The following is a 1,591-nucleotide window of genomic DNA, read 5'->3' on the forward strand; positions in this document are numbered from 1 at the left end:
GCTACTTCGAGACCGGACAGCTCGGCGTTGCCACGCGGATGGCGCGGCGCGCGATCAAGGTGGCCGAGGCCAACGCCGCGCCCGAGGCCCAGGCTGCGGCCTACTGGAACGCGAGTGTCTACGAGCGTGCGGCCGGCAGGCTGCAGGCCGCGGTCGACCTCGCCTCACGCGCGCTGACGATCCTCGAGAACGGCAACAGCACCCGCAACCTCGCCAAGCTCCGGACCCAGCTCGCCCATACGCTGCTCAACGACCCGTCGGCCGAGACCCAGGAGATCCGGGATCAACTGGACCTGGCCGGTCGCGAGCTCGACTGGTCCTCGGCCAGCCCGGTCGACCGCGCGAGGCATTCGCTGGTGATGGCTCGGCTGCAGTTGCGCGAGGGCAATCCGACTGCTGCTCTCGACTCGCTGCAGTCCATCCCGGTCGAGGTGTGTCACCAAGATCCAGGGCTGACCGCCGAGGCCCACGTCACGAAGGTCCAGGCGCTGACCGTCATGAGCGAGCCGATCGACGTCGATCTCGAGCAGGCCGCCGACCTTCTCACCCTTCTCGGAACCGATCTGGGCGTGGCTCAACTCTGGTTCAGCCTCGCCGAGGCGGCCGAGGTCGCCGGCCGGACCGGTGCGGCCCTTGCAGCCTTCCGGCAGGCAGCCGTGTGCTTGGGAGCGGCGCGGATGAGGATGCCCTCGGTCGACCGTCCCGCCTTCCGGCTCCCGGCTGCGCAGTAGACCTCCGAACCCCTCGGAGTCAGCAGCAGAGACCGTTGCCGGTCTTGCTCACCCGGAAGCTGGCGGCGTCGGCGGGTCCGGCAGCGATGGTGGACAGGGTCAGGGTGCAGACGGCGGCGACGAAAGCGGCGACGATCCGAGACATGGGGGGCTCCTTAGGTAGGACTGCAGTGGTGGTCAGTTCGATGTGACAGCAGCCAGGCACAACTTGGCAAGTCCTTCAGGCAAACTGTCGGGCGCAACGGTGCACAATGATGCGATGCCGGGGCCCGATTGGGCTACTCCACCGTAGGTTTCGCGGACAGATTTTCTCAATTCGTGACCGGCCGAGCGCCCGAAAGGGGCATATAGCCCTCCCCCATGGGGGTTACTTTCACCCTGAAGAAGCGTCGTGACGACCTTTCGCCCCCGTGACGAAACAGACGTCACGCGGTGGCAAATTCTTGCGAGGTACGGCGTCCCCACCACCACTCGGCCACCACGAGGTTGGGCACCCAGCACCACCACGCCACGGCCGGGTAGGCCACGTCGAGCCCGACGCCGGCGATCGCGGCCAGCGGCAGCTCGAGACGCAGCGTCACGGCCGCGAACGCCAGGGCGAAGGAGCGGACCGCCCAACGCCGGTGGGCCACCGGGTCCCCACCCCGGGCGGCCAGCACCGCCGCCACGGTCGAGACCGTCCACAGGACGCCGAGCACGCCGAAGCCGGTGCCGGCCACCGGGCCGGCCTGCGTCCCGACCGCTGCCGCTGTCCCGGAGACGCCGCCCGCGACGGCCGCGACGGCGTACCCCCGGCCGAGCCACCGATGCCACCGGACCCGCCGCCGGAGGGCCGGCCACAGCTGCCAGGGCAGCAGCAG

At 69.9% G+C, this 1,591-nt stretch carries 3 protein-coding genes; 1 reads left to right on the forward strand and 2 read right to left on the reverse strand.

Going from position 1 to position 1,591, the window contains the following annotated elements:
• The first annotated feature begins 38 nt into the window (after positions 1-38).
• Positions 39-731: a hypothetical protein gene (locus R2740_RS18360; protein WP_371304144.1), complete on the forward strand. Its 693-nt coding sequence runs from the start codon at positions 39-41 to the stop codon at positions 729-731.
• A gap of 19 nt (positions 732-750) precedes the next feature.
• On the opposite strand, the gene R2740_RS18365 is transcribed toward R2740_RS18360, so the two are convergent.
• Together R2740_RS18365 and R2740_RS18370 are read right to left on the reverse strand one after the other, a co-directional pair.
• Positions 751-876: a hypothetical protein gene (locus R2740_RS18365; RefSeq protein ID WP_371301382.1), complete on the reverse strand. Its 126-nt coding sequence runs from the start codon at positions 874-876 to the stop codon at positions 751-753.
• Positions 877-1,156: 280 nt separating this feature from the next.
• Positions 1,157-1,591: DUF2306 domain-containing protein (locus tag R2740_RS18370; protein ID WP_371304145.1), on the reverse strand; the 435-nt coding region annotated here is incomplete at its 5' end.

The organism is Nocardioides sp. (genome assembly GCF_041393715.1).
Taxonomy (GTDB): domain Bacteria; phylum Actinomycetota; class Actinomycetes; order Propionibacteriales; family Nocardioidaceae; genus Nocardioides.

Coding starts and splice junctions, on each gene's coding strand:
- R2740_RS18365 (WP_371301382.1), bottom strand. CDS start 876: ATGTCTCGGATCGTCGCCGCTTTCGTCGCCGCCGTCTGCACCCTGACC.
- R2740_RS18360 (WP_371304144.1), top strand. CDS start 39: ATGGCGCGGCGCGCGATCAAGGTGGCCGAGGCCAACGCCGCGCCCGAG.